The sequence below is a fragment of the Tolypothrix sp. FACHB-123 genome (assembly GCF_014697075.1).
Lineage (GTDB): Bacteria > Cyanobacteriota > Cyanobacteriia > Cyanobacteriales > Nostocaceae > Aulosira.
The window spans coordinates 1-8,184 of the sequence record NZ_JACJRE010000116.1 but is presented as its reverse complement, the minus strand read 5'-3'; the positions used below and the strand labels follow the sequence as shown (position 1 = coordinate 8,184).

The window sequence follows — 8,184 nt, the reverse complement described above, 5'->3', positions numbered from 1 at the left end:
TTTGGAGTCGGTTTTAGCTGCCTGTTGAGTCTTGAGTCGGGAAGTTGGCATATAAGGTATAATTTTATAGTGATTTTCTTGTATTTGTGATATCCGAATATTAAATTTATATTTATTTGGATATGCTATGCGATGCCTTTGGCAACCACTTCGTGGTATCGCGTTAAATATTCACGGTATGTGTTTCATCTTAGTTGGGTACAAATGATAATTCTACGTTGCTCGTGCGAATAACCAATCAGAATATTATGTCTAACCAAGTCTGGTATCAAAGCCTTACTGTATCTAGGCTTGAGGCTAGTTTAGGAGGTTTTTGTAACATGACTATCTACACACCTCGGCAAATCGCCAAAACCCTTATTCTTTCGTTGAGGTGTGTCGATTGCTTACTGTGTAAGGGTTTGAGCTATGTGTTTGATTAATTTTACGGCTGGTTTTACAATGTTTTTTAGAGGTGTGTCGATTTGCGGTCTGAAATCCTTACTGGGTAAGGGCTGCTAGACGAACTCCCCACCGATTGGGTTAATTCGGAATAATTGGAAACTTCATTATCTTCAGTTTTCAATATTTTAATATCACGCCCCACCGATTGGGTTAATTCGGAATAATTGGAAACTATTACCGTTACTAGCTAAGTAATACATATGTCCCAGCCCCCACCGATTGGGTTAATTCGGAATAATTGGAAACAGTCAAATCTCTAATGACTCTTGGGTGATCGGCAGATACCCCACCGATTGGGTTAATTCGGAATAATTGGAAACTATTCCCAGGTAAAATGGTAGCAGGAATGATGGGAACCCCCACCGATTGGGTTAATTCGGAATAATTGGAAACTTAATGAACCATCAGCAGCGTAAAAATCGCTGCCCCCACCGATTGGGTTAATTCGGAATAATTGGAAACGAAAGTGCGCCGTCACCAACAGTTAGTTTGTTAGTTCCCCCACCGATTGGGTTAATTCGGAATAATTGGAAACTCATTTGTTGTAACCATTGGGTCAACTTTTTCAGCTGCCCCCACCGATTGGGTTAATTCGGAATAATTGGAAACTAGGACTGCAATCCGACCCAGCTCCGCCATTTGCCCCACCGATTGGGTTAATTCGGAATAATTGGAAACAAAAAAGCCCTCATTAATATGAGGGCTTGTTATTTTTTTAATAGCTATTAATTGACAATGATAGCTGGCTTAAAAAGCGATTGCACTTTTCAAAATACGAATTACTATAGCCATCCTATTACAGTTGTGACAAATATCGGTTTTGGCTATTGACTATTGACTGCGCCGCACTGAAGCTCACGCGAAGTGTTGACTGTCAACGGTTAACAGTCAACAACCCTGTATGTAATATTTCATAAATCCGCTCTTCGGATTGCTAGATTTTTCGTCATTCGCATGAGAGAAGGTTGCAATTGGGGTCATATCTGCAACACTTGGTACTATAAGCGTTTGGTTGAAAATTAATAAGTAAGAGAAGAACCAGCTACTTTGACTGGCTGACTTTTTATGGTTACGAATTGTTACATAGATAAAGATAATCAGTAGTTTTGGGTAACAGCGAAGTTGCTCATTATACGATTTTTTTGGTGTTAGAGATTGTAGTTCAAGTTATTTACACTTTGAAGTAACAGTATGAATGATGAAGCAAAATACACCGCTATTACCTTTGCACCAGTGCAGGGATTTATTGAGCGATCGCGAAAATTGCGAGACTTATATGGTGCGTCGGAACTTCTTTCTTATTTAAGTAAAAAAATAATTGATGCTGCTACTCTTGAAGGTTTAGAAGTTATTTCTCCTGGTAGTCCGGATATCGAACAGGGAACACCTAACAGGATTCTCCTCAAAGGTAATTTTCCAGAACAGCAAGCAAGAGACACACTTTTATCAGCTTGGAAAGAAGTAATTGACCACTGTAGACAATGGCTGAATGATAATCTACGACATTTGGGGCCTTATTACTGGGATGATGACTGGAATCGTTGGGCTAATCATAGTTGGGAAATATTTTGGGCGCAAGCAAATTCTCCCACATCTGTAATGAGAGAATTAGAAAATAATAAACTGAGTCGTAATTGGATTGGGATTAATTGGATTGGTGAAAGTTCCAGTCTGACAGGTACTGATGGTATAGCATTTCCCGGATTGGGTGGAATAGAACGTGATCCCAAGACAATTAGTTATAAAGATGAAAAAGAAAAGATTGAAGAATTTTATACAGAACTAGCAACAATCACCGAAAGCAGTACAACACCAGAAGTTGAAGGTAAATTTATTGACCCCAAGGAAAAACTCAGTATTCCAGAACTGACTAAACGTTTAGTAACTCATCCCGAAATTGCTAGACGTTTTGGGATGTCTTCTCTAACTAGAGGATTTCAAGAAATCCAGCGTAAATTCGATCGCGATACCAACACACCTGGACAGTGGACGGGTTGGTTTATGGGGGATGGGGATAAAGTAGGAAATCATCTACAAGCGATCGCACAAACAGAAGGTGACATTGGACTGAAACGATTTAGCGAAGCAATGCGACAGTGGGGACATAATTTTTCTCGCAATTTTCGCAACAATCTTTCGGAAATTAAGGGACGAGTTATTTATGCGGGAGGAGATGATTTTTTGGGAGTGATTTACAGTCCCAAACCGCAAAACCCAATTCCGGCTTTTACTGCTTATGAGTGGTTGATGACATTGGATGAGAGATGGAAACAACACCAACAACCAATAAGTCTCAGTGTGGGATTTGTCTGGGTTGCGGGAAGCGTACCCCAACGGGATGTATTACAACATTGTCGAGAAGCAGAGAAATTAGCAAAATCTCGCGGACGCGATCGCGTAACGATTCGAGTCTTGTTTAATAATGGACAATATGTGCAATGGACTTGTCCTTGGAACTATTTGCATATTTTAAAAAATTATCGCGATAGAAATGGTAATACCTACGAAAAGTGGGAACGCCAAGGTAGAGATGAAAAATATCAACCTAATTGGAATCATATTTATAGCGATTTAGCTCAACTAAAAGCGCGTCATGCAATTGATTTGAATATTGATATCAACTCTCAGGGAGGCAAAATTAACGATATATATGATATAGCATTAGCCTTGTTTAATATTTATTTTCAGCAAGGCGAATTTTTAACCAGAAATGCCTTACATATTGTCAATAACGATTCATCTTTAGAGATAATTTCTTGGATTAATGATTTAATTAACGTAGGTTGGCAATTATGTACAGATATTTAATTATAATTAATCCTTTAGGATTTCTCTATGGTAGCGCAGGCGCATTTTTATCACCAGAAAATTTAGTAGGACGTTCAGGAGCCAAATTTCCTCCCGATGCTTATACATTATCTGGCTTATTTTTTGCTGCTAATAAAACCGAACCGTTTATTGACCATGAGGAATTAAAGACATTACATGTAGCTGGCCCTTTTTGGGCAGAATTAGATAATCCTGAATATTTTTATCTTCCCATTCCTTGGACAAAAATTATTAATCAAGAAAAAAACCAAACAGACGAATGGGAAATTCGCGATGATAAATGGTATCGTTCCGAAGATACAAAAGATATAGAACCGGATTGTCGCTGGCAAACTATTAATTATTGGGAAGATTCAGCCGCATCAATTCTTAGTAACGGTGGTACTGCTAAAGACCCTTGGAAATATACATCTATATTACATCCAAAGTTAACTAAAGATGAACGTTGTGTGCAAGCAGAAGGCGGATTATTTCTCGAAAACTCCGTACAAATGGGCTATCATTTGCGCGATCGCGAAAGACAGGAAACCTGTTTAGTTTATTTATCAACCCACGAAATCCCTAGAGGTTGGTATTGCTTTGGGGGTGAGAATCATCTAGTAGAAATTAGTTCTATTGAACTTACAGATGATAGCTGGATATTAAAGTTACTAAAACAGAAAATACAACGTAGCTGTGCCTTAATTACACCAGGAGTATGGGGTTCAACGCGGTTTTCTCGTCGCTATCCCCATCCACAGCATACAACATTTCCTCAACCCAGTCATATTCTCACCGATAGACCTTCTCCCTATCGTTACCGCCTTGGAGATAACAAAGGAAAAGGACGTTTAGGAAGGGGACGTTATGCGGTTCCTGCGGGTACAGTTTACGTGTTTGACGAACCTTTAAATAAATCTTGGTGGGGAGACGAAAATGAACCAGGATTTCCCAACGAATGGTTTCCCAACGAAGGTTTTTCTCTCAAACAATTGGGATGTGGTTTGTGTTTACCTCTAGCTATTACAGGAATTGATTAAAACTCATATATTCTCCACACCTCTGCGCCTCCGCGTCTCTGCGTGAACAAAAACCATCACTCAGCAACACCGATATTTATCACCAAAAACCAGAAGGAAAGAATTTCATGTATCATCAAGCCTACGGCATAATTAAAACATTAGCACCACTGCATGTAGGAGCAACAGCCGGAGAAGAAAGAGGAAATTTAAACTTAATTTTTCGCGATCAATTTACCCAAACTGGGATTATTCCTGGTAGTTCAATTCGGGGAAGATTGCGTGCAGAAATGCGTCAAAATAATGGAGGCGATGAACAACAAGTAAGGAAATGGTACGGTAATGATGTACCAGATCGTAACGAAATTGACACAGTAGATCGCACTTTTTCTGACCGCACAACAGAGTCCTTAGTAAAATTTGAATATGCTTCCATTGTTTGGCTACCCGTATTTTGTCCAGGACAACCAATTGTTTGGGTGAGTTGTCCGCGTTTACTCAAACGTTACAGACGCATAACCGGACAAGAAAATCTGACTATACCGCAAAAATATACGCGATCGCAATCTCTCACACCTCTACCAAATAACAAACTATTCTTCAATTTTGGCTTTTTAACTATTGAGGATGATACTGACTTATCTAGTTGGTTTCCCGATAATGAAGAATTCCCCGCAGTCGTAGTTGGTGATGACGAAATCTCCATGATTCATGATATGGCATTATATCGTCAAAGTCGTGTAGCTCTAGAAAAAGACCAGAAACGCAACGCTAATAAAGCTTTTTTTGGAGTCGAAGCATTACCAGAAGAAACTATTTTAGCTTTCCCCATTGGTTTAAAAAAAGATAAAGATGGCGAAGAGTGGGAACCTTTCCCCGGAAGAAAACCGAAAAATCATATTTATCTAGGAGGACTAGAGTCAGTCGGATTTGGACATTGTGAAATGTCATTATTTAATATTCATGTCAATAGTAAAATTACAACAAAATAGGTAATTGATATATGGCTTGGTCAGATTTTAGCCTAGATAAAACTGCTCACGAATTAGTTTATAAATACCGGAATGAAGACAAAGAAACCGTCAATCAAGTCCATAAAATGCGTACTACTGTAGCCTATGGATTAGAAAGATTTTGGGGAGAACATCTGCGGTTAGATGGGAGAAAATCTGCATATTGGGAAGAAACTTGGAATAAACTTGTGGAAATTATGGCACAAGCTGATATTACAGTCCCCAATAACCCCCAAGACTTGTGGAATTCAGAAGTATTTCCCCTCACCTACCGCAAGGTTGCATTAGCAATTTTAACGCAACTATGTGACTGTATGGTGTGGTGGACGCAGAGATACAAACCCACTCGCAATGACGAAACCGAAGACGATAATTAGGGAGAATCAGAAAATGAGCGATTGTGACTTAGTACCTTTGATGTATCGCGCCCAAATCGAGGATAGGGGAAAAATTCAGTATGCTGGAGATCCAGAACCTGCAACACAGTGGGTTAATCAATGGTTAGATGGATGTCCCCCAAACTCGAATAATCAAGAAAATAATGTAGATGTTAGTAAAGTTGTATTGCGAAGAAAACCCCAGCAAAGAGCGAATTTTACATACAGAATGCCACAATTTGCCACAGGCGATGGCACTTGGGAACAGACTTATACAATTAACTGGCGTTTAGTTACTAATTCAGGACAAGATGAAGATGTAATTCGCCCTGTAATTGGTGCAAAGGGTATACCTTACTATCCAGGTTCGAGTATGAAAGGTGCATTTTTGCGTGCTTGTCAGCAAATTGCACCCGATAAAGTTCTGGATTTTTGTGGTGGAGAAGTAGAAGAAATCATCGCTGGTAAAAAACTCAAAAGAACTCAGCCAGGAATTTTACGTTTTCATGGCGGTTATCCTGTAGATATGTCTTGGGGGAAAGAAAGAAAACGGTTAGTAGATGTTGTTCACTCTCAAGAAAAACGCCAAGTTATCGAGAATATCAATACTAGTGCTAACGTCCAAATATCGCTGTATAAAACTAAGTTTAAATTTGGTATTTCTAGCACCAAAAATCATGTTGATTGGCAGCTAGTACAACAAATTTGGGAACGCGCATTATCACAAGGAATAGGTTCTAGAACTAGTGCAGGTTACGGTCGATTTAAAAATATTGCCGATAACAATCAGGTGATTTTATCAGTTAATGTGAGTGGAAAAGGGCTAACTTCCACATTACTCACATCAGATGATAGAGGTAATAAAATCCCCGAATTTCGTCCAAATATGTTTAAAGCCGCATTACGCGGACATACTTTGCGTTTATTAGCAGGGGTGACAAATGAAGCCACAACCCAAAGATTAACAAAAGAACTATGGGGTGGATTTCTTCAAGGTAATGAAGAAAGTGGATCAATTGTAGGAAAATTTGGTATTGATTTGCAAATTGAAAATAAAAATCTAGCTTTTGGAGAACATAACTATTTTCCTAATGGTAGAAGAACTAGACCAATGCCTCTCTACAATTTAAAATCAGGAAGGCTAGATATTTTTGCTGTCAAATCTTACTCGGAACCAGAAAGGGAATTTTTAAATCTTTTAATTAAATTTTCTCTATTACTAGGTGGTTTTGGGAAATCATGGCGACGAATTCATCATGATTTATTTTATCAATCATATTTTCGGAATAATGATAAACCGATGATTGGTTGTCATTGGTTATTTAGCAAACCTTCAGAATCGCCAGAATATTGTATTACAGCACCTAGAGGAGAATTGGATAATATCAGGACTTTTTTAGCCAGTATTCCCAATACAGTCAGAAATTGCTTTAATTTACCATCTACCAATAACCATGTAAACAATTGGCGTGAAATTTGGCATCCTCAAAAAGTGCAAGTTTGGGGGCGAATTGCTGAAGATAAAAATGATAGCCAAGCTATTGAATGGTTCCATCGAGATAACTTTATCAAGAGAACAGAATTAACTGGAAGTATAGGAAAATCTAGTAAAGTTAGTAGAATTTGGCATCGAATGTATCCTCTTTACGTTAAATTAGATGGTAAGATAATGCATAAAAAAAATGAAGATGGTAATTATAAATATATTGAATTATTAACTATTTTTACGCCAGATGATTTACCCAAAGCCAGAGAATTTATAAATTATTTAAATAATAGTAGTAATGACTTTATTAAACTGTGGGGAGGAAATTAAAAAATCTAGGCATAGTATTTGATATTTGAAATATAGGTAGGGTGCGTTAGCCTACGGCGTAATGCACAACCTAAAGCTTATGGTGTGTTGTGCTTCACGACAACACACCCTACATAGAAATTATCAACCAACTTATCTCTAGCGAATATGAATATCTGGATTGTAACTACAGGAAATAGTGACGTTCAACTCAAACATAAAACTAATTGGAATAATTTATATAGAGAAGGGAGAAAAGGATTAGAAAGAGATCATAACTTTCAACCTTCTCAAAAAGAAGATGATGTCATCTTTACAGTACAAGCAAGGGTGATGGGCGTAATTTATGGTAATCAACTAGATAGTCATAAACTAGATAAAGATATTTACCAAGATTTATGCTTTCCTCTGCTTGATGCTTTTTCTCAAAAGTTACAAGATAAAAATCAGCCAGACAGAATTATTGTTATTCTCACAAATCAAGAAGCTGCTTATCAAAAGCCAGAAAAAAAATCACCTTATTGGAAAGATACTTGTACTTTAAAGCCAATATTGGAACGCTATTTTTCTGCTCAATTCCCAAAAATCAAGGATAAAATTGAATATTTAGAGCTAAAACCTAAATCAAAAGATGAAGGTTTAGATAACTGGGAACAAGCTCTCAAGTTAGTTCAACAAGAATTATCAATATCGACTTTAGATATTAAACCCATTGATAATATATACGT

General features: G+C 37.7%; 5 protein-coding genes, 1 pseudogene and 1 CRISPR repeat array. All 6 genes and pseudogenes read left to right on the top strand.

The genetic code is table 11. The features are described from left to right. Window positions 1–508: 508 nt before the first annotated feature. Window positions 509–1,122: direct repeats of the CRISPR family, unit length 36 nt; unit sequence CCCCACCGATTGGGTTAATTCGGAATAATTGGAAAC. A gap of 513 nt (window positions 1,123–1,635) precedes the next feature. Beyond that, entirely contained in the window at window positions 1,636–3,252 is a 1,617-nt protein-coding gene (locus tag H6G41_RS33590; protein ID WP_190752669.1) for a type III-B CRISPR-associated protein Cas10/Cmr2, read from the top strand. Beyond that, window positions 3,237–4,292, top strand: coding sequence for a CRISPR-associated protein (locus tag H6G41_RS33585; RefSeq protein WP_190752667.1), 1,056 nt, complete (start codon window positions 3,237–3,239; stop codon window positions 4,290–4,292). Before H6G41_RS33590 ends, H6G41_RS33585 begins: the two co-directional genes overlap by 16 nt. Before the next feature lie 107 nt (window positions 4,293–4,399). Further along, window positions 4,400–5,263, top strand: coding sequence for an RAMP superfamily CRISPR-associated protein (locus tag H6G41_RS33580; RefSeq protein WP_190752665.1), 864 nt, complete (start codon window positions 4,400–4,402; stop codon window positions 5,261–5,263). Window positions 5,264–5,274: 11 nt separating this feature from the next. Beyond that, window positions 5,275–5,661: a hypothetical protein gene (locus tag H6G41_RS33575; protein ID WP_190752663.1), complete on the top strand. Its 387-nt coding sequence runs from the start codon at window positions 5,275–5,277 to the stop codon at window positions 5,659–5,661. A gap of 13 nt (window positions 5,662–5,674) precedes the next feature. Next, a complete protein-coding gene (locus tag H6G41_RS33570) occupies window positions 5,675–7,477 on the top strand; it encodes an RAMP superfamily CRISPR-associated protein (RefSeq protein WP_190752661.1) in 1,803 nt (600 codons plus the stop codon). A gap of 147 nt (window positions 7,478–7,624) precedes the next feature. After that, window positions 7,625–8,184, top strand: a pseudogene (locus H6G41_RS33565) (hypothetical protein); the annotation flags it as partial.

Excerpts from the sequence above, each read along its gene's own strand:
- H6G41_RS33590 (WP_190752669.1), top strand. The coding sequence starts at position 1,636 with ATGAATGATGAAGCAAAATACACCGCTATTACCTTTGCACCAGTGCAG.
- H6G41_RS33585 (WP_190752667.1), top strand. The coding sequence starts at position 3,237 with ATGTACAGATATTTAATTATAATTAATCCTTTAGGATTTCTCTATGGT.
- H6G41_RS33580 (WP_190752665.1), top strand. The coding sequence starts at position 4,400 with ATGTATCATCAAGCCTACGGCATAATTAAAACATTAGCACCACTGCAT.
- H6G41_RS33575 (WP_190752663.1), top strand. The coding sequence starts at position 5,275 with ATGGCTTGGTCAGATTTTAGCCTAGATAAAACTGCTCACGAATTAGTT.
- H6G41_RS33570 (WP_190752661.1), top strand. The coding sequence starts at position 5,675 with ATGAGCGATTGTGACTTAGTACCTTTGATGTATCGCGCCCAAATCGAG.